This window comes from Streptomyces xylophagus (genome assembly GCF_000716435.1).
In the GTDB taxonomy this organism is placed as follows: domain Bacteria; phylum Actinomycetota; class Actinomycetes; order Streptomycetales; family Streptomycetaceae; genus Streptomyces; species Streptomyces xylophagus.
Window position 1 is genome coordinate 84631 of the sequence record NZ_JNWO01000004.1, and the last position, 19281, is coordinate 103911.

At 71.4% G+C, this 19281-nt stretch carries 17 protein-coding genes; 8 read left to right on the top strand and 9 right to left on the bottom strand.

All coding sequences use genetic code 11. The annotated features are described in order from the left end of the window. Positions 1-4 precede the first annotated feature (4 nt). Positions 5-430, bottom strand: coding sequence for an organic hydroperoxide resistance protein (locus tag OO70_RS09820; protein ID WP_043667082.1), 426 nt, complete (start codon positions 428-430; stop codon positions 5-7). Positions 431-551: 121 nt separating this feature from the next. Between OO70_RS09820 and OO70_RS09825 the strand changes: the two genes are divergently transcribed. Further along, positions 552-1451 (top strand): helix-turn-helix transcriptional regulator, encoded by a 900-nt coding sequence (locus tag OO70_RS09825; RefSeq protein WP_043667083.1) that lies wholly within the window; start codon positions 552-554, stop codon positions 1449-1451. Between the two features lie 8 nt (positions 1452-1459). Here OO70_RS09825 and OO70_RS09830 read toward each other — a convergent pair whose 3' ends face one another. The 3 genes from OO70_RS09830 to OO70_RS09840 all read right to left on the bottom strand — a co-directional run bounded on the left by OO70_RS09830 (position 1460) and on the right by OO70_RS09840 (position 4772). Continuing rightward, a complete protein-coding gene (locus OO70_RS09830; RefSeq protein ID WP_078651327.1) occupies positions 1460-2623 on the bottom strand; it encodes a serine hydrolase domain-containing protein in 1164 nt (387 codons plus the stop codon). 135 nt (positions 2624-2758) lie between these two features. After that, positions 2759-3418: a response regulator transcription factor gene (locus OO70_RS09835; RefSeq protein WP_043667084.1), complete on the bottom strand. Its 660-nt coding sequence runs from the start codon at positions 3416-3418 to the stop codon at positions 2759-2761. 79 nt (positions 3419-3497) lie between these two features. Further along, entirely contained in the window at positions 3498-4772 is a 1275-nt protein-coding gene (locus tag OO70_RS09840; protein WP_043667085.1) for a sensor histidine kinase, read from the bottom strand. 195 nt (positions 4773-4967) lie between these two features. Between OO70_RS09840 and OO70_RS09845 the strand changes: the two genes are divergently transcribed. The 3 genes from OO70_RS09845 to OO70_RS09855 are packed head-to-tail and all read left to right on the top strand — an operon-like array spanning position 4968 to position 8449. Beyond that, a complete protein-coding gene (locus OO70_RS09845; protein WP_043667086.1) occupies positions 4968-5180 on the top strand; it encodes a hypothetical protein in 213 nt (70 codons plus the stop codon). Then, positions 5177-5920, top strand: a complete 744-nt coding sequence (locus OO70_RS09850; protein ID WP_043667087.1) for an ABC transporter ATP-binding protein — start codon at positions 5177-5179, stop codon at positions 5918-5920. Before OO70_RS09845 ends, OO70_RS09850 begins: the two co-directional genes overlap by 4 nt. A gap of 3 nt (positions 5921-5923) precedes the next feature. Then, positions 5924-8449: an ABC transporter permease gene (locus OO70_RS09855; protein ID WP_043667088.1), complete on the top strand. Its 2526-nt coding sequence runs from the start codon at positions 5924-5926 to the stop codon at positions 8447-8449. A 74-nt stretch (positions 8450-8523) separates the two neighbouring features. Here the strand turns inward: OO70_RS09855 and OO70_RS09860 are convergent, their stop codons facing one another. Next, positions 8524-11754: an FG-GAP-like repeat-containing protein gene (locus tag OO70_RS09860; protein WP_234336808.1), complete on the bottom strand. Its 3231-nt coding sequence runs from the start codon at positions 11752-11754 to the stop codon at positions 8524-8526. Positions 11755-12040: 286 nt separating this feature from the next. Between OO70_RS09860 and OO70_RS09865 the strand changes: the two genes are divergently transcribed. After that, positions 12041-13264: a serine hydrolase domain-containing protein gene (locus tag OO70_RS09865; RefSeq protein ID WP_043667090.1), complete on the top strand. Its 1224-nt coding sequence runs from the start codon at positions 12041-12043 to the stop codon at positions 13262-13264. Here the strand turns inward: OO70_RS09865 and OO70_RS09870 are convergent. Continuing rightward, entirely contained in the window at positions 13261-13578 is a 318-nt protein-coding gene (locus OO70_RS09870) for a hypothetical protein (RefSeq protein ID WP_106971647.1), read from the bottom strand. The genes OO70_RS09865 and OO70_RS09870 overlap by 4 nt on opposite strands. 126 nt (positions 13579-13704) lie before the next feature. Between OO70_RS09870 and OO70_RS55310 the strand changes: the two genes are divergently transcribed. Together OO70_RS55310 and OO70_RS09875 are read left to right on the top strand one after the other, a co-directional pair. Then, a complete protein-coding gene (locus tag OO70_RS55310; protein WP_199827297.1) occupies positions 13705-13887 on the top strand; it encodes a hypothetical protein in 183 nt (60 codons plus the stop codon). After that, positions 13872-14543 carry a response regulator gene (locus OO70_RS09875; RefSeq protein ID WP_043667729.1) on the top strand — a complete coding sequence of 224 codons (672 nt, stop codon included), beginning with the start codon at positions 13872-13874 and terminating at the stop codon, positions 14541-14543. The genes OO70_RS55310 and OO70_RS09875 overlap by 16 nt, the downstream gene beginning before the upstream one ends. A gap of 8 nt (positions 14544-14551) precedes the next feature. Here OO70_RS09875 and OO70_RS09880 read toward each other — a convergent pair whose 3' ends face one another. Both OO70_RS09880 and OO70_RS09885 read right to left on the bottom strand, forming a co-directional pair. Further along, positions 14552-15469 carry a peptidoglycan-binding protein gene (locus OO70_RS09880; RefSeq protein ID WP_043667091.1) on the bottom strand — a complete coding sequence of 306 codons (918 nt, stop codon included), beginning with the start codon at positions 15467-15469 and terminating at the stop codon, positions 14552-14554. Positions 15470-15616: 147 nt separating this feature from the next. Then, positions 15617-16219 carry a TetR/AcrR family transcriptional regulator gene (locus OO70_RS09885; RefSeq protein ID WP_234336809.1) on the bottom strand — a complete coding sequence of 201 codons (603 nt, stop codon included), beginning with the start codon at positions 16217-16219 and terminating at the stop codon, positions 15617-15619. Positions 16220-16364: 145 nt separating this feature from the next. On the opposite strand from OO70_RS09885, the gene OO70_RS09890 reads away from it, so the two are divergent. Further along, positions 16365-18611, top strand: coding sequence for an MMPL family transporter (locus OO70_RS09890; protein ID WP_043667094.1), 2247 nt, complete (start codon positions 16365-16367; stop codon positions 18609-18611). 77 nt (positions 18612-18688) lie between these two features. Here the strand turns inward: OO70_RS09890 and OO70_RS09895 are convergent, their stop codons facing one another. Then, the gene (locus OO70_RS09895; protein ID WP_043667096.1) at positions 18689-19243 is read right to left on the bottom strand and encodes a cupin domain-containing protein; all 555 of its coding nucleotides are present in this window, start codon (positions 19241-19243) and stop codon (positions 18689-18691) included. Positions 19244-19281 lie beyond the last annotated feature (38 nt).

Genomic DNA, 19281 nt, shown 5'->3' on the forward strand with positions numbered 1-19281 from the left:
TCACCTACTTCACCGTGGCCTTGAGGATCACCTCGATGTTGCCCCGGGTGGCGTTGGAGTACGGGCACACCTCGTGCGTGGCCTTGACCAACTGGTCGGCGGTGGACTGCTCCAGGCCGGGCAGGTGGGCGGTCAGGGACACGGCGAGGGTGAAGCCGCCCGACTCCAGGGCGAGGAGGCTGACCTTCGACTGGACGGTGGAGGCGCCCAGTTGGACACCCTGCCCGCTCGCGATGAGGCGGAGGCCGTTGTGGAAGCAGGCGGCGTAACCGGCGGCGAAGAGCTGCTCCGGGTTGGTCCTGTCGCCGCCGGGGCCGCCCATCTCCTTCGGGACGGCGAGGAGTTCGTCCAACACGCCGTCGACGGAACGGACTTCTCCGTTGCGGCCGTCGCCGGTCGACAGGGCCTCGGTGGTGTACAGCGCAGACATGGCGGTTCCCTCTTCGTCGGTACTACGGGTGGTGGGCTCCGAGTCTGGAACGGGCGACCGCCCGCAGCCTGCCCATGCCAGGGGCAGGCTGGCCCGCAACCATGTGCCCGATACTCGGCTCATGGACAAGAAGCCCCGCCTGGGCGAGTTCCTCAAGATGCGCCGCTCGCAGTTGCGGCCGGCGGATGTGGGCATCCCCGATTTCGGCGAGCGCCGTCGCGTGCCCGGTCTGCGCCGGGACGAGTTGGCGCGGCTCGCCGGGGTGGGGCTGTCCTACTACACGCGACTTGAGCAGGGGCAGTCGCTCAACGCGTCCCCCGAAGTGCTGGACGCCCTCGCCCGCGCCCTGAGCCTCGACGAAGTCGAACGCGCCCACCTGCACGACCTCGCCCGCGCCGCACGCCGCAGCGCTGTCCAGCGCAGGCCCGCGCCGGAACGCGCCGCCGACACCACCCGGCAACTCCTCGCCGCGTTCGGCGACGCCCCCGCGCTCGTCCTCGGCCGCCGTAGCGACGTACTGGCCTGGAACCGCACCGCGCACGCCCTGTTCGCCGGGCATCTGGACCCGGAGATCCCCGACCGGCCCGACCAACGGCCCAACACCGCACGGCTGGTGTTCCTCGACGCGCACACCCGGGACCTGTACGACGTGGACTGGCCGAAGAAGGCCCGGGACGTGGTGGGGAAGCTGCGGCTCGCCGCCGGGCAGCATCCGGACGATCCCCGGCTGGCCGCGCTCATCGGCGAACTCACCATGAAGAGCGAGGAGTTCGCGTCGATGTGGTCCGAGCACCGGGTGCGGAAGTGGGACCTCGCCACCTACCGCATGCACCATCCCCTCGTCGGCCGCATGCGGCTCAACCTGCAGACCCTCAACGTTCCGCAGGAGGAGGGCCAGCGCATCGTCGTCGCGACCGCCGACTCCGGTACGGCGTCGGAGACTTCACTGCGCCTGCTCGCTCAGGTGGCAGTCGGCTCGACCGCACAGCCGACAGATCTCGCCGAGGCCGCCGCAGGCTGAAGCCTCCGCTACTTCCTTGCTGTGGCGCAGAGTTCCGTGTCGATCAGGGCGTTCTGGGCCACCTCCGTGGACAGGTCGGACGACGCTCCGTCGCCCGTCGCCTCCAGGACCACGGTCCGGCGGCCGTCCGCGCTGACGCCGTCCCGGGTGGTGTAGCCCATCAGGTCGCCGGCGTGGCTGTAGTAGACGCCGCCGCAGGTCAGAGGGATCTCCATCAGACCGAGGCCGTAGCGCGCGCCGGGCCAGACCGGGTCCAGGGACGCGGCCCGTACGGTCGTCTTCATCTCGGCGAGCTGGGCCGGGTGCAGCAGCCTGCCGCCCAGGAGCGCCGAGAAGAAGCGGGTCAGGTCACCGGTCGTGCTGATCATCGCGCCTGCCGAACCGGCGGCCGTCGGATTGAAGTCGGTGACGTCGATGGTCGGGCCGCTGCCGCCGAAGTCCGAGTAGCCGTGCAGGTGTTGGCCGGGGATGCGGGACGAGGTGTCGGGGGCGGAGGTGTCGCGCAGGCCCAGCGGGCGGATCACGCGCCGGGTCACCTCCTGCTGCCAGGTGTGGCCGGTCGCCTTCTGGATGATCATTCCGGCGAGGATGTAGTTGGTGTTGGAGTACTCCCACTGCGTACCGGGCGCGAAGTCCGGCGCGTGCCGCATCGCGATCCCCACGAGCTGCCGCGGGCTCCACGTGGTGTACCGGTCGGCCTCGAAACCGGCCACCGTGGCGATCGCGGGGAAGTCGGCGGTGTAGTTGAACAGCCCGCTGGTGTGGTTCAGCAACTGCCGTACGGTGATGGCGTTTCCGTCGTTGCCGTTGCCGGACACCACGCCGGGCAGCCAGTGTTCGACGCTGTCGTCCAGCGACACCCGTCCCTCACCGACCAGTTGCAGCATCACCGTGGCGACGAAGGCCTTCGTGCTGCTGGCGATCCGGAACCGGTCGGTGACGCGCGCCGCCCGCCCCGTCGCCGTGTCGGCAAGCCCGGTGGTGGCGTACCGCCGCCCGTCCGGACCCGTCGACTGGGCTACGACGGCTACGGTTCCCGTCCTCTCGATGGCGTCCACGCTCGCCTGGAGCGTGCTCTTGTGTGACTCCTTGGCGCTCGCGGCGGGCGTTGCCAGGCCCAGTCCCAGTGCGGCCAGTGCGGCTACGGCGGTGAGGTGACGGATCGTCATCATGGGCTGTCCCCTTGGGAGTTGGTGGTTCGGCACACCGGACTCTCGGTGTGCTCACCAACTTAGGAAGACGGCGCACGGTGATCGATCCAGCGCGCGGGCCGGTCCGCCGTACAGCCTGCTGTACCCGTCACCGCCTCAGGCGAGCCGTCGTAGATCCTCCAGATAGCGCAGGACCGCCGCGACCCTTCGGTCCACCTGGTCCGTCGGGGACAGGTCGAGCTTGGCGAAGATGCTGCGGATGTGTTTGTGGACGGCGCCGTCGGTGACGACGAGTTTCTCGGCGATGGCGGAGTTGCCCAACCCCTCGGCCATCAGGGCGAGTACGTCCCGTTCGCGGGGGCTGAGCCGTTCCAGGCGGGTGTCCTGGCGTGAGCGGGTGAAGAGTTGGGCGACGACCTCCGGGTCGATGGCGGTGCCGCCCGCCGCCACCCGCCGTAGCGCGTCGAGGAACTCCTCGACCCGGCCCACCCGTTCCTTCAGCAGATAGCCGAGACCGCTCACCCCGCCGCCGAGCAGTTCGGTGGCGAAGCTCTGCTCGACGTACGCGGACAGCACGAGCACCGCCAGGTCGGGGCGTCGGCGCCGGGCCTCGACCGCGGCGACGATCCCCTCGTCGGTGTGGGTCGGTGGCATCCGTACGTCGAGGATGGCGACATCCGGCTTGTGCGCGTCGATGGCGTCCAGCGCCTCGTCGGCGGTGCCCGCGGTGGCCACCACGTCGAGCCCCTCGGCGCGCAGCAGCAGGGCGAGCCCCTCGCGCAGCAACGGGTCGTCCTCGGCGATCACGATCCGCATGTCAGTCACGCTCCACAGCTCGCACTCCACAGCTCGAGTTCCGCATCGCAGGCTCCCTTTGCTCGTCACGATCCCCATCTCACCGGCCACAGGGGAGATCCACGGTGAGGACGGTCGGTCCGCCCGGTGGGCTGGTCAGGGTGAGGCCGCCGTCATGCGCGGCGATACGGCGGCGGATGCCGGTGAGCCCAGAGCCGCCGTCCGCGTCGGCCCCGCCCCGCCCGTCGTCCTCGACGCGCAGCACCAGCCGGCCGCCGCTGCCGCGTGCCGTGACGGTGGCGTGTCCGGCGCCGCTGTGCTTGGCGATGTTGGTCAGGGCCTCGGCGACGACGAAGTAGGCGGTGGCCTCCACGGAGGCGGCGCAGCGTTCGGGTACGTCCACGTCGACCCGGCAGGGCACCGCGCAGTCCGCGGCGAGACCGGAGAGCGCGCCCGCGAGCCCCCGGTCGGCCAGCACCGGCGGCAGGATGCCGCGCGCGACCGTACGCAGCTCGGCCAGCGCCTGTTCGGCGGCGGACTGGGCGCGTTCGAGCAACTCGTCGGCGCCCGCCGGGTCGCGGGCCACCATGCGGCGGGACGCGCCGATCAACACGGCGACGGAGACGAGGCGGTTCTGCGCGCCGTCGTGCAACGAGCGCTCGATACGGCGTAGTTCGGTGGCGTGGGCGTCGAGCGCGGCGGCGCGGGTGGCGGTCAACTCCGCGACGCGCAGGGAGAGATCGGCGTCGGGCCCGGCCGACAGGAGTCGTCGCCCGGGGCTTGCCTGGAGCCGTGCCATACCGGGCCCCAGCCCCAGGATGATGGCGATCCAGCTCACGCCGAGCAGCGCCACGGCGAGGGCGTCCGGCCAGGTGTGCGCGTGGCCGATGCCCAGGGACGTGGCGGTCGTGTTCGCGGGCATGAACGTCCAGTACAGCGGGAACGCCGTGTCCCGCACGGCGGTGATCGGCAGCAGGATGCCGAGCAGCCCGAGCAGCAGCCCCAGGGTGGCGTGCCGGACCAGCCAGCGCAGCTCGCGCCGGGTGGTGGGATCGACGAGGGCGGGCCGCAGCCGGGTGGGCGGGGGCTCCGGGGCGGCGATCGCGGGACCCCGGCGGGCGAGCCGGTCGCGCTCCCGGCCGGCCAGGGCGTGCAGGGCGCGCAGCAGCGCGGGCGCCATGAGCAGCCCGACCCCGACGACGCTCGTCACGGCGGTGACGGCTAGCCACAGCAGCAACAGCCCTGCGAGCACAGCCGTGTTGAGCCCCGAGGCGAGCTGGGCGATCGCCTGGCCGGCGGCGCTCAGGGTACGCAGGGCGATGTCCTTGAAGCGCTCCGGTCGGTCAACGGTCGCCACATCCTGCTGGATTGCCATTGCGCCTCTTTCCCGTGACCCGAACGACCCTATGTCGTCTGCCAGTTCGCCGTCATCCGAGCAGCAGGGAAGTACAGCCTGCTGTACCCCGAACCCGGCGGACTGCGGGATCGGCCGCGAGGGGTGCCGATCCATAGCGTCGATGACGACAGCAGGAACGGCACCAGACCCCACCGGACCACGGGAGAAGCCCCCATGCCCAGCACGACGACACCCACCGAACCCGACCGCCTCACCCGCGGCGAGATCGCCCGCACACTCCTCTGGACCATCGTCGTGGCCAGCGCCCTCACCAACATGGCGGTCTCCTTCGGCGGCGCCGACACCTGGGTGCACCTGGTGTGCGGCGCGGTCACCGTCCTGTGCGCCGGCACCCTCGTTGTACGCAATGTGCGAGGCCGTCGATGAACACCGCAGCCGCCGTCACCACTACTGCCGCCATCGCCCTGGAGGGCGTCAGCAAGGCCTACCCCGGAGGCGTACGCGCCCTGGACGACGTGTCGTTGACCGTGGAACGCGGCACGTTCCTCGCCGTGATGGGGCCCTCGGGCTCCGGCAAGAGCACGCTGATGCACTGTGCCGCAGGGCTCGACTCCCCGACCTCGGGCAGCGTCCGCATCGACGGTCACGAGATCGCCGGGCTGAACGAGACTCGCCGTACCGAACTGCGCCGGGAGCGCGTCGGGTTCGTGTTCCAGGCGTACAACCTCATCCCCTCCCTCTCCGTCGAGGACAACATCACGCTGCCGCTGCGGCTGGCGGGACGCATCCCGGACCGCGACTGGCTGCGCACGCTGGTGCAGCGGGTGGGGCTGGCCGACCGGCTGGCCCACCGCCCGGCCGAGCTGTCCGGCGGCCAGCAGCAACGGGCCGCCGTCGTACGGGCGTTGGTGGCCCGCCCCGCCGTCGTGTTCGCCGACGAACCGACCGGCGCGCTCGACCTGCGCAGCGCCCACGAGGTCCTCGACCTGCTGCGCGACCTCGTGAACGACCTGCGCCAGACCGTCGTGATGGTCACCCACGACCCGGCCGCCGCCGCCCGCGCGCACCACGTGCTGGTGATGGCGGACGGCCGGGTCGTCAAGGCTCTCAAGGCGCCGACTGCCCCCGAACTGGCAAGCCGCATGGTCGCGTTGGGAGAGGTCTGAGTCATGTTCCGTCTCGCGATACAGATGGTCGGGCACCGCGTCACCGCGCTGATCGCCGTGGCCTGCGCGGTCCTCGGCGGTGCGGCGCTGATCACCGCCACCGGCGTCCTGGCCGAGTCCGGCCTCCGCTCCCACCTCCCCGCCGGCCGCCTCGCCGGCGCGTCCGTCGTCGTCGCGGCCGACCAGGAGTTCCACCCGACCGGCGACCTGCCGCTCGCGCTCCCGGAACGTCGTAGGGTCCCGGCCCAACTGGTCGGTGAACTGGGCAAGTTGCCCGGCGTCACTGCGGCCGTCGGTGACATCGGCTTCCCGGCCGCCCTCGTCGACGCCCACGGGCAGGTCGTGCCGGTCAAAGATCCCCAGGTGTCCGGGCACGGCTGGTCCTCGACGAAGCTGCTGGCGGACGCGCACGTCACCGGCAGCGCGCCGACCGGTTCCGGCGAGGTCGCCGTGGACAGCGCCACCGCCGCGGCTGCGGGTATCAAGGCGGGCGACGAGGTGCAGGTCGTCGTCAACTCCCGCCCTGCCAGCGGCTATCGCGTCTCGGCCGTGGTCGACGCGCCGGGCGACGGCGTCTACTTCGCGGACAGGACGGCCGTAGGACTGGCGGGTCACTCGACCCGCGTCGATCTCGTCGGCCTGCGCACCGCGCCCGGTGCCGAGCAGCGGGTTGCCGCCGAGGTCCGTACGAAGCTGAAGGGCACCGGGCTGCTGACCGTCACCGGTGCCGAGCGGGGCGACACGGCCGCACCCGGTGCCGGGGCGTCACGGTCGCTGCTGGTGCTGCTGGCCGGTTCGCTGTCCGGGATCGTCCTGCTGATCACCGGGTTCGTGATGGCGAGCGCGCTGGCCGTGGCGATCGGCGGGCAGCGTCGCGACCTGGCGCTGATGCGGGCCGTCGGCGCGACCCCGAAGCAGATCCGCCGGCTGGCGGCCGCGCAGTCCACGCTCGTCGCGGCCGTGGCCGTGGCACCCGGCGTGGGCCTCGGCTATCTGCTGGCCGGGCAGTTCCGCGGGCTGCTTGCGGACAAGGGAGTCATCCCGGCCGAACTCCCGCTCACCTTCAGCCCGTTGCCCGCCCTCGCGGCGATCGTCCTCATGCTCCTCGCCGTGCAGGTGTCGGCCCGCTGCTCGGCCTGGCGCACCTCGCGGATGCCGGCCACCGAGGCGGTCGCCGAGTCGCGCAGTGAACCGCGCAATCCGTCGCGGGCCCGGACCCGTATCGGCGTGGCCGTCATCGTCGTAGCGACCGTCATGTCGGCCCTGCCGCTCTTCTCCCGCACGGTCATCGGCGCTACGGCCACCTCGCTCGCCGGCATCATCGGGGCGATCGGGCTGGCCCTGGCGGGACCGGCGCTGGTGCGGGGCATCGGCGGTGCGGCGGCCCGGGCGACGCGGTCCGGCAGCTCGGCGCCGACCTGGCTGGCGATGGCCAACCTCCGCGCCTACGCCCTGCGCAACGCGGGGATCGTCTCCACCCTCGCCATGGCGGTCGTGTTCGTGCTGACGTACACCTTCACCCAGACGACCGTGCTGGCCGCCACCGCCCAGGACACCAGCACCGGCACACTGGCCCAACTGCGCCTGAGCGCACCCGGGTTGGGCGGACTGCCCGCCGACACACTCGCCGCCGTACGGAACACGAAGGGCGTACGGTCCGCCGCCCCCGTCGGCACGACCACCGTGGTGTGGCAGTTCCAGGAGTTCGGCGATCCGGCGACCGAGTCGGACTCCGCGTCGATCCTCACCCCGGACGCGGCGGGCGTCCTCGACCTCGACGTACGGGACGGCGGGCTGGACCGCCTCACCGGCGCGACCGTCGCCGTCAGCAGCGATGTCGCCCGCACGCGCTCCGCGACGGTGGGCCGCACGGTGAGCCTGGTCCTCGGCGACGGCACGCACGTCGACGCCAAGGTGGTCGCGGTGTACGGCCGGGGCCTCGGTTTCGGCACGGTGGTGCTGTCCCACGACCTGGCCGCAGGACACACCACGACGGCACTCGACCAGTCCCTCCTGATCCGTACGGACGGCACGGCGAAGGCGGAGCAGAACCTCACGACGCTCGCGGCCTCCCGCCCCGGCCTGACCCTCGCGCCCGCCAACTCCCCCTCCACCGGCGGCCTGAAGGACGCTCCGCCCGAGGTGTGGATCAACCTCGCGACCATCGTCGTGCTGCTCGTCTACCTCCTCCTGAGCATCGCCAACAAGCTGGTCGCGGCCACCGCGCAGCGCCGGGTCGAACTGGGCGCCCTCCGCCTCAACGGCACCACCCCCCGGCAGATCCGCGCGATGATGCGCCGCGAGGCCGCGATGACGGCGGCCACCGCGCTCACCACGGCCCTCCTGCTCTCCGCGATCCCCCTCGCCCTCCTGGGCCAGGGTTTCCTCGGCAGGCCCTGGCCGGCGGGCCCGGTCTGGCTCCTGCCCGCCCTCGCCCTCACGGTCACGTTCACGGCCTTCCTCACCATCGAACTCCCCACCCGGCAGGCCCTGCGGACACCGCCGGCGGACGCGATCCGTGCGCACTGAGCCGACGGAGAGCGCGAGAGGCCCGGGTCGATGACCCGGGCCTCTCGCCACAAAGCGAGTGGGAGCAAGGTGGCTCAGGTGACCGACTTGTACCCCTGCCAGCCCGACGCGATCTTCGTGCGCCCGCCGAAAGACCCCTTGCCGTCACCGTTGTTGCGCCACACGTTCCCGCTGGTGTCACGGGACACCAGGTCGGTCTTCCCGTCCCCGGTGATGTCGCCGACCCCGACGACCGCGTTGTACGAGCCGCCCCACGCGCTGAACACCTTGACCCGCGCCCCGAACGTGCCGTGGCCGGTGCCGTAGTAGCGGTACAGGTTGTTCGCCTTGTCCTGTGCCAGCAGATCCCCGATGCCGTCACCGTTCAGGTCGCCGGCGCCGACGACCTTCTTGTACGTCCTCCAGTCGGCGTACAGCTTCACGCGGGCCGCCAACTTCCCGCCGCCGGCGCCCTTGTAGAGGTAGACGGCGCCGGTCGCGGCATTGCGGGCGAGCAGGTCCGGGCGGCCGTCCTTGGTCACGTCACCCGGCGAGGTGAGGATGTCGTACTGGTTCCAGCCGGAGGTGCCGAGCGAGGTGTACGGCGTCGTCGGCGTCGGTGCCTTGCCGCAGGCGGGGTGGTAGGCGCGCAGCGCGCCGCTGCTCAGCTTCACCAGGATGTCGTTGCAGCGGTCGCCGTCGAGATCGCCGTACGGCACGGCCTTGGCGCTCGTCGGCCAGCCGGTGCCGGACACCTTGGTGCCCAACGTGCCCTTGGCGGTGCCGCGTTGGACGGTGAGGGTGCCGGTGGAGCCGAGGGTGAGGAGGTCGCCGACGCCGTCGTTGCCCGCGTAGTCGCGCGGTGCCGCAGTGCCCGCCGTCACCGTGAGGCTGCCGGAGCGGGTGAGGGCGGCGCCCTGGCCGTCGGCGGGCCTGGCGGTGAGCGTCCAGGTGTAGGTGCCGTTGGCGACGAGCCGGCCGGCGGTGTCCTTGCCGTCCCAGGTGGCCGTCAGCAGCCCGCGGGCGTCCGCGCCGGACAGGGTTCGCACGGTGGTCCCGGCCGTGTTGCGGACCGTCACCTGCCAGGTGGCGGCGGGCTTCGACAGCCACCAAGTGCCGGAGAAACCGGCTGAGTTGGTGGTCGCCGTGGAGTCGATCGCGGTGAGTGCGGACGCCGGGAAGCCGGCCGGTACGACATGGACGCGCTGGGCGGTGTCGGCGTACGCGATGCCGCCGCCGAAGCGGTCCACGGTCCAGTCGGTGCCGACCTTGCCCTGGTACTGACCGATGTCGGTCCAGTCGGCGATCTTGTGGTGCGGCAGATCGGTGGAGGTGCCGCTCGACGGCAGTCCGCCGTGCAGGTCGAAGAGCGTGAGCCCGCTGGTCGACCCGGTGCCGGAGAGGTGCTGGACGAAGTAGCCGTCGCCGAGCAGGACCCCGCTCTGGGGAGCGGTCGCCGTCTTCTTGGTCGTACGGTCGTAGACGCCCGCGCCCTGCGGCAGGCCGCCGTAGTCCACGCAGGTCCAGTACACCCAGTGGCCCACGGCCTGGAGGTCGGCCGGGGTGCAGCCGTTGCGGGTGGTGAAGGACTCCACGGCGGTGCCGGACGGGAGGCGGGTGGCGGAGATGGTGCCGCCGGTGGCCGCCCCGCTCCACAGGGTGTCGCCCCATACGGCGGCGGCGACCCGGCCGCGCTTCTGGAGGACCTTCGGTGCCGTCCCGTCCACGGGGAACTCGGCGATGTACTGCTGACCGGAGGACGCCCCGTCGACAATCGCGTACCGCCCGGAGAGGTCCTTCAGCTGCGGGGTGTCGTCGCCGGTGTCGAGGGTGGGGCCCCAGCCGGTGGCGCCGTTGGCGTACAGCATGGTCAGGCCGGACTCGGTGGAGTTCACGCGGCCGTGGCGACCGGTGCCGTCGGCCAACAGCACGTCTCCGTCACGGCCGTTGACCAGGGCGTCCACACTGGACCTGGCCACGCCGGGAGTGCCGCCGGTGGTGAGCCATGTGCTGCGGTACGCGCCCTCGACCGTGGCCGGCTCGTACAGCGTGCTGTTGCCGGCCGTGGTCAGGACGCCGCTGCCGAGCGCGAGTCCGCTCACCGTCGCGGGCATGGGCGCTACGGCGGTCATCCGGCTGCGGGTGACCGAGCCGTCGGCGCCCGGCGCGATCCGGTAGACGCCCCAGTCGAGGTCGCCCCGCTCGACGTAGGCCGCGGCGCCCGCCACGAGGACGGAGCCGTCCGGCGCCTGGACGAGCTGGTGGGCGGCCGGGTCCATGACCTTGGTCATGGACGTGTCCGTGCCGTCGGAGCCGAGGGCCCACAGGGGCTGGCCTCGGTACAGGTTGTCGCCGGGCGCCACCGGTTCCACGCCGAGCAGCTTGTCGCCGACGACCCCGTAAGTGGCCTGGTAGCTGAGGGAGCCGGTGTCGAACGAGCGCGGTGCGGCCGACAGGTCGGCGCGGTCGTACACCTCGGCCTTGCTGCGTCCGGTGCGCAGCCGCACGATCGAGTCGGCGCCCAGCCGGAAGCCGCTCACCTCCCAGCCGTTGTTCGCGTCGACCCGGTCGGGCAGCGCGCTGAGGGCGCCGGTGGTGAGGTCGACGATGCCCCAGTGGCTGTAGCCGTCCCCGCCGGCGATGTCGTAGCGGAGGATGACGGACCGCGCGTCGCCGTCCTCGACCTGGATGTTGCCGGCACCGTCCGGCAGTCCGGTGACGGGCGTCCCGGTGGCCTCGCCCCCGTCCTGGACGCGCCACAACTCGTAGGCGCCCGGGTTCCCGTCGGCGGCGTCGGTGCTGGTGAGGACCGTGTCGCCGAAGGTGCCCTGGTAGGTGGCGCCCTCGGGTACCGGCACCACGCCGGTGGTGCCCGTGCTGCCCGCGCCCTTGAGGAGGGTGACCCGGCTGTCCGTCTGCGAGTAGAGGGCGACGGTGTCCGAACCGTCCCCGTAATAGCCGGTCTTGAAGGAGGCGGCGTGGGTGAAGTAGCCGGTGTCGATGTCGTAGGCGAGCGGGGCGTCCAGCCGCTGCTCCAGCGCGGTCGTGATGCCCGAGGCGTAGTCCGTCCACAGGAGGCGGTCGTCGCCCTCCTGGGCCCAGAGGAAGCCGCTGCTCCCCGCGTCGAGGATCTGCGTGGCCCGCGGAACGGCGCGGGGCGCGGCGTTCACCACGACCTCTCCGGCCGTGGTGGCGAAGGCCGGGGACGGCAGGGCGGCCAGGGGGAGACCGAGGGTCAGCGCGGCCGCCAGCACGGCCGCGACACGCGTCGGGCCCGCCGTGCGGGACGGTCTCTGTCTGTGCGGATGCCGGGCGGGTCGAGCCACGATTCCTCCAGAAGCCGAGAAGAAGGCATGGCGGACGTACGGCAACGCCCTGGCAGTTTCCCCCGGCCCCCGACCGCTCCCCCATGCGTGTAAGGCAAGCGAGCCTAACAGCATGAGCATGACGAACCGGCCCGGGTTTTCATGGGTCCGTCCTCTGGCCCTCCTCTGTCTGTCGTCGGGCCGATCGAGTGGACTCGCACGGACGTGTACCGCAGGAGGAACTCCCACCGGGCTCCGGATGGTGGCGTGGCAGCCTCACCCCCGAACCGGAAGAAGCGGCCCCGACATGCGACGTACTCCCTCCAAACGCCTGCTCGCAGCTGTGCTGCTGGCCGCCTCCGCACTGGCCCCGATGACGGCGACCGCCGCCACGGCCGCCCCCGCGGCCCACCTCGCGAACGCCGGCCGGCACGACCACGACCACGACGCGTGCCCGGCGGACGGCCTCGGCCGCGGCGTCACCGCCCGGCTGGACAAGGCCGTCGCGGATGTCCGCGAGGAGGCGGGCATCCCCGGCGTCGCCGTCGGACTGTGGATGCCGGGCAAGGGCTGCTACGTCCGCGCGACCGGCGTCGCCGACAAGGTCACGGGGCAGCCGATGAGCACCGACTTCTTCTCGAGGATCGGCAGCGAGACCAAGACCTTCACAGTCACCGCGCTGCTCAAACTCGTCGACGACGGGCGGATCCGCCTCGACGACCCGATCGCCCGCTACGTCCACGGGGTGCCGAACGGCCGGCACATCACCCTGCGCCACCTGGCCGAGATGCGCAGCGGCCTGTTCCCGTACAGCTCCGACCCCGACTTCGCGCACGACCTGCTGAGCGACCCCACCCGCTCGTTCACCCCGGACGAGCTGCTCGCGTACGGCTTCAAGCACCGCAACACCTCCGCACCGGACAAGGTGTTCGTCTACAACAACAGCAACCTGGTCCTGCTCGGCCTGGTGATCGAGAAGGTCACCGGCCACCACATCGCCGACGTCATCGACCGGCGGGTGCTCCGCCCGGCCCACCTCGACCACACGCTGTTCCCCGACGGCCCCAACGTCCGCGAGTTCCCCGAGCCGCACGCCCGCGGATACACCAACCAGACGCTGAGCGGCGAGGTCGCCGACTCCACGGACTGGAACCCGAGTTGGGCCTGGTCGGCCGGCGCGATGATCTCGACCATGGACGACCTGCGCAGCTGGGCGAAGACGGTCGCCACCGGGACGCTGCTCAGCCCGGAGACCCAGAAGCAGCGCCTGAAGACGCTGCCGACCGGATTCCCCGGCCTCAGCTACGGCCTCGGCATCTTCGAGACCGGCGGCTGGATCGGGCACAACGGTTCCATCCCGGGCTACGAGTCCGTGACCGTCTACCTCCCCGCCCACAAGGCGACCCTGGTCGTGCTGCTCAACACCGACATCACGACCGGGGGCCAGGAGCCGTCCACGCTGCTCGCCCGCGCGGTCACCCAGATCGCCACCCCCGACCACGTCTACGACGGCACGGCCCCCACACGCTAGGAACTCCGCACGGCCGTGGGCCCGTCGGCGGTCTGTTCGTCGTCGGTGCCCACGCGCCTCTCCCGGCCGACGAAGAAGCTCAGCACCGCTGTGAGTGTGGAGGTCAGGGCGAGCCGTACGGCCCACGTGCCGAGGAGGTCGTCGCCGATGACGGAGGTGAAGTCGGGTCCGTCGAGGAGGGCCCTGCTCAGGAGCAGCGCGCCCGCGCCGCTCAACAGGTAGACCCACAGCGGCGGTTCGTTGGAGACGATGAGGACCGAGGCCGCGACGACCACGATCACACTGAGTACGACGGTGAGCGAAGTGATGTCCATGGCCTTCAGCATTCCGCCGGCCGGCCTGCGACGCGTCGCCGCAGCGGACGAACGGAGCCTCTACCCAAGGGTATAGACGCCGACCCGTGACGTCGGCTACGCGCCCGCTCTACGCTCGTGCCCGACATGGACACGGAGACCGCACGAAACTGGGCGCTTCCCGGGCTGCTCGCCCGGGCCCGCATCACCTTCGAACAGGCCGGTACGGTAAGGGTGTTGCTGCCGTTGCCGGCCGGACCCGGTCAAGTACCGCCCCCGGCAAAGGAGTTCTCGGAGATCCCGGAGGTGTCCCCATCGCCACCCGCGTGATGGTCGTCGACGACCAGGCGGTGGTCCGCGCCGGATTCGCCGCCATCGTCGACGCCGAACCCGACATGACCGTGGTCGGCGAGGCCGGGGACGGCGCCAGTGCCGTGGAACTCGCCACGCGCGAGGCACCCGACCTGGTCCTGATGGACATCCGGATGCCGGGCATGGACGGTCTCACCGCGACGCGTTTCATCACCGCGCTCGAGACCGCGCCCCGCGTCCTGGTCCTCAGCACCTTCGACCTCGACGCCTATGTGTACGAGGCGTTGCGGGCCGGCGCCTCGGGCTTTCTGCTCAAGGACGCCCAGCCCGAGGAACTCCTCACCGCCCTGCGCGTGGTCGCCTCCGGCGAGGGCATCCTCGCCCCGGCCGTCACCCGCCGCCTGATCGACACCTTCGCCCAGGGCGCGCCCCCGCCGCCCGCCGTCACCGGTGCGCTCGCCCAACTCACCCCGCGCGAACGGGAAGTACTTCTCCACATCGCCTCGGGCCTGGCCAACGCGGAGATCGCGGACGCCCTGGGTGTCACCACCGGAACCGTGAAGACCCACGTCAACGCCCTGCTCACCAAACTGGGTCTGCGCGACCGGGTGCAGGCGACGATCCTGGCGTACGAGAGCGGCCTGATCCGCCCCGGCGGCGCACCCGTCGCCTGATTCCGGTCTCAGGAGAACAGCAGCCGCCAGGTCAACGGCCCGGGCGTGCCGTCGGCGTCTCCGCGCAACTCCTTCCGCGACATCTGGAAGTCCCGCACGTTCAGCCGGTCCGCCTCTCCCCAGGTCCGGCTCGGGCCGACCTTGTAGTGGTCGCCGAAGCCACGCTTCACCAACTGCTTGCCGAGCTGCAGGACATACGCGTTCGACGCCCCGGCCACGAAGTACTTGCGCCCAGGGAACGCGGGCACCTTCGGCTTGGCGGGGGTGGTCGGCGCCGGGGTGTCGTCGCCCAGGTCCAGGTCGGCCTTCGCCTCCTTGACGAGCCGGGCGAAGTCGATCGCGCCGGGGTCGCCATGGACGTTCTCGGGCACGTGCATGTGCCCGCAGACCCCCTTGAAGTCGGTCCACTGCGCCCCGGTCATCCGCTGACCGCCGGCCTTCGCGTACGACGACGGGTACGCGGGCCACGCCTTCGGACCCGCCAGCGGCACCCCGTGCTCCTCGTGCATCCAGGCCAGGAACCGGGCCACCCCCTGCAACGCCCAGTCGGGCGCGTCCGGCCAGTACACGTGCGCCTGCCCCGACGCCTGCCACTTCGCATGCGTCTTCGGGTCACAGGTACCGACCAGCTCGACCTGACACACGTTCAGGGTGTTCGTCTCGACACCGCCCCGCAGATTGACCAGCGCTCTGGAGGACGTCTCTATGTCGAAGTGCTGGTACCACTTCAGCTTCCTGGCGGCGAGGTCGGGCACGGCGGTCAGGTTCGGCGCGGAGGAACCGCCGCCGTATCCCGGCAGGGTGGGCCCCTCGGTGGTGTGCAGCACGACCACGTCGACCTGCATCGGGTCACCGCCGAAGTCGTCCTGGTACCAGTTCGCCCGACTGGCGGAGGGGTAGCGCTGGGGTCCTGTCCTGGTGCTCATCACAGACTCCTGGGGTGACGGGGGAACTTCTTCGGAACACGGTTGAATTCTCGAAGAAGGCCCGTCACGGAACATCGGCCCAGAACCTGATCTCGGGGGTGCCGGTCTGTATCCGGAGATAGAGACGGGTCTACGACCGGGGACGGATCAGTCCCGCACGACCGCCGTCATCGCCTCGATGCCCCCGGCGAGGAAGGCCATGGCCGCGGTGATGGCCTGGTCGCGGTCGGTTCCCTCGGGGTGCTCGAAGACCTCGGTGGCCACCGCGGCGGCGGCGACGGCCACGAGGCGGGGGCCGATCCCCTCCGGGGCCTGACCGGTCTCCTCGGCGAAGATGCGGGCGCCCTCCTCGATGACCGCCGCCATCCGCGCGCTGCGTACCGCCCGCAGTTCCGGGTTGGCCTCGAACATGCGCATTTCGAGCTCGTCGGTCTCGTCCTGGCAGGCCATCTCCTCGCGCAGCCAGCCCTCCAGGGCGTGCAGGGCGCTCTCCCCGGGGGCGCGGCCACGCAGTACCTCGGTCAGGCTCAGCGCCGCGGCGTCGAAGACCGAGAAGGCGATGTCCTGCTTGGAGCGGAAGTACAGCGTCACCGTGCGGGGGGACACCTCGGCCGCCGCGGCGATCTCCGCGATCGTCGTGGCGTCGTAGCCCTGCGTGGCGAAGAGCTCGAAGGCCGCGTGAGTGATCGCGGCCCGTCGTCTGGCCTTGCCGCGTGCGCGCAGGCCGTCACCCGCCGTAGCCCTGTCCATGGCGCTCAGCATAGCCGGGCAGCTGCAATTTTACATCCGACGGTAAATTTGCATTAGGCTGTAAAAATCCCGCTGTTCCTACGGGACCGTGGACCGTTCCGACCGGGTCGACAGCTGCCGAACCCCGAAACGAAAGAGACCTGCCGTGGCGAAACGCTTGTACGCGCTGGGACGTTGGGCGGCGCGCCGCCGGGGCCGGGTGCTCGCGGTGTGGGTGCTGCTCCTCGCGGTGGCCGCCGGTCTGGGCACCACCCTCGGCGGAAAGGTGACGACGGAGTTCTCGGTGCCCGGCATCGAGTCGCAGCAGGCCCAGGATCTGCTGAAGGAGAAGTTCCCGCAGGCCGCGGGCGGCACGGCACGGGTCGTGTTCGCCGCGCACGAGGGCACGAAACTCTCCGGAGAGAAGGAGCGGCGGGCCATCGCCGCGACCCTCAAGGACGTCGCCGCCGTGCCCGGGGTGATCACCGTCTCCGACCCCGCGAAGACCGGCGCCGTCTCGAAGGACGGCACCATCGGTTACGCCGACGCGGTGTTCGGCAAGCCCGCCGACAATGTGCCCCAGTCCGCCAAGGACCGGCTCGACGACGCCCTGGACCCGGCCAGGAAGGCGGGCCTGGAGGTCGAGTTGGGCGGCACCGTGTCCACCCCGGCGCCCGAGGTCGGCGGCCCCGCCGAGGTGGTCGGCGTGGTCGTGGCCTTCGTGGTCCTCGCGCTCGCGCTCAGCTCACTCGTGGCGGCCGGGCTGCCGCTGGTGACCGCCCTCGTCGGCGTCGGGATCGGCGTGATGACGGTCCAGTTCCTGTCCCGGTTCGTCGAGATGACGAACACCGCGACCGTGCTCGCGCTGATGATCGGCCTGGCGGTCGGTATCGACTACGCCCTGTTCATCGTCTCCCGGCATCGAGAACAGCTCGCCGATCCCGAACAGGACGTGCCCGACTCGATCGCCCGCGCCACCGCCACGGCGGGCAGCGCCGTGACCTTCGCGGGCGTGACGGTCATCATCGCGCTCGCCGCGCTCTCCACGGCCGGTATCCCGTTCCTCACCGTGATGGGCCTGGCCGCCGCCGGCACCGTACTCGTCGCGGTCCTGGTCGCGCTCACCCTCGTACCGGCCCTGCTGGGCTTCCTCGGCGAACGCCTGCGCCCGAAGAGCGGTCCCAAGAGCGGACGGAGTGCTGGGAAGAAGGTGGCCGGCCGCGAGCGCAAGCCTGGTGCCTGGGGTCTCGCCTGGGGCCGCCTCATGACGCGCTTCCCCATCCCCGTCCTGGTCGTGAGTGTCCTCGGCCTGCTCGCCCTCGCCCTGCCCGCCACCGGACTGCGGCTCGGGCTGCCGAGCAACGAGACCCAGCCCGCCGCGAGCACCCAGCACAAGAGCTACGAACTGCTCACCGAGGGCTTCGGCCCGGGCTTCAACGCGACCCTGGTCGTCGTCGTGGACGGCACCCGCGTACCGGCCGCGCAGCGCGAGACGGTCGTGAAGCAGGTCGCCGGGGCCGTCGGCAAGGACCCGGACATCGCGACCGTGGCGCCGCCCACGGCCACCGAGGACGGGGCGATCACCGTGATCGGTGTCGTACCGAAGACCGGCCCCGACGACCGGAAGACCACCGACCTGGTGCACCGGCTGCGCGACCACGCGGTGACCCCGGTGACGGACGCGGGCGGCACGGCCTACGTCGCCGGCGCCACCGCCGCCGGGATCGACGTGTCGGCGAAGCTGTCCTCGGCACTGCCGCTGTTCGTCACGATCATCGTCGTCCTCGCGCTGCTCCTGCTGATGCTTGCCTTCCGCTCGCTCCTGGTGCCGCTCAAGGCCGTACTCGGCTTCCTGCTGTCCATCGCGGCGAGCCTCGGCGCGATCGTGTGGGTCTTCCAGGACGGCAACCTCTCCGGACTGTTCCAGGTCGCGGCGGCTGCCCCGATCGCGAGCTTCGTGCCGGTGCTGCTGATCGGCGTCCTGTTCGGGCTCGCGATGGACTACGAAGTGTTCCTGGTCAGCCGGATGCGGGAGCACTTCCACCACCACGGGGACGCGCGGGCGGCGGTCGAGCACGGCGTGGAGCGCAGCGGCCGGGTCGTCACGGCGGCGGCTCTCATCATGGCGGCCGTCTTCGGCGGCTTCATCTTCAACCACGACCCGACCGTCAAGTCGATCGGCTTCGCGCTGACCGTCGGCGTCCTCATCGACGCCTTCGTGGTCCGCCTCACGATCGTCCCCGCGCTGCTGAGCCTGCTCGGCCGCCACGCGTGGGCCCTGCCCAAGTGGCTGGACCGCGCCGTGCCCAACGTGGACATCGAGGGCGACTCACTGCCGCCGCGCGGTGCGGACACCGGCCGGACGGAAACAGCTCCTGTCGCCGCCGAACCGGTACCCGCCGACAAGAGCTGATCAGGCACAGCGATACGTGAACGCCGGTGCGGGCGGCCCAGCGAGAGCCGCCCGCACCTTTGCCGTACCGGCCCCGCTCAGCCCTGGTCGGCAGGCCTGCCGAAGTCCGCTTCCTCCGGCAGGATCTCCATGTCTATGTCCGCGCGCCCGAGGAGCGGGCCCAGCGCCATGCCGCGCTCCGGCGGCCAGAACTCGGGCCTCTTGCCGGGCACGGGGTCGTCCCCGCCGTCCAGCCACAGCCCCTCGCCGCCGCCGGGGGTGAAGAAGGCCACCATGTGCGCCTGTTCGTCGGTGAGGTTCCGGAACCGGTGCCGGGTGCCCCTGGGCACGAAGACGAAGTCACCCGTGTTCGCCACGAAGGTCTGGTCGCCGTTCAGGAATTCCAGCGAACCCGAGATGACGTAGAAGGACTCGTCGGCACTCTTGTGCACATGCGCCACGGGTCCACCGCCCGGCGGCACCCAGCAGACGGTGAAGCCCACCGCGCCGCCGGTGGAATCGGCCGTGGCCAGGGTCTCGTAGACGTCACCGGACATCCACTTGACCACGCCCTTCTCGGTGGGGACGTGCAGGACGCGAGGACGGTAGTAATCGGGCGTCTCCGCGCCGCTGTTCTGCACTGCAGAGCTCATGTCGTTTCCTCGAAGGCATGGGGAGAAAAGATGGGGAA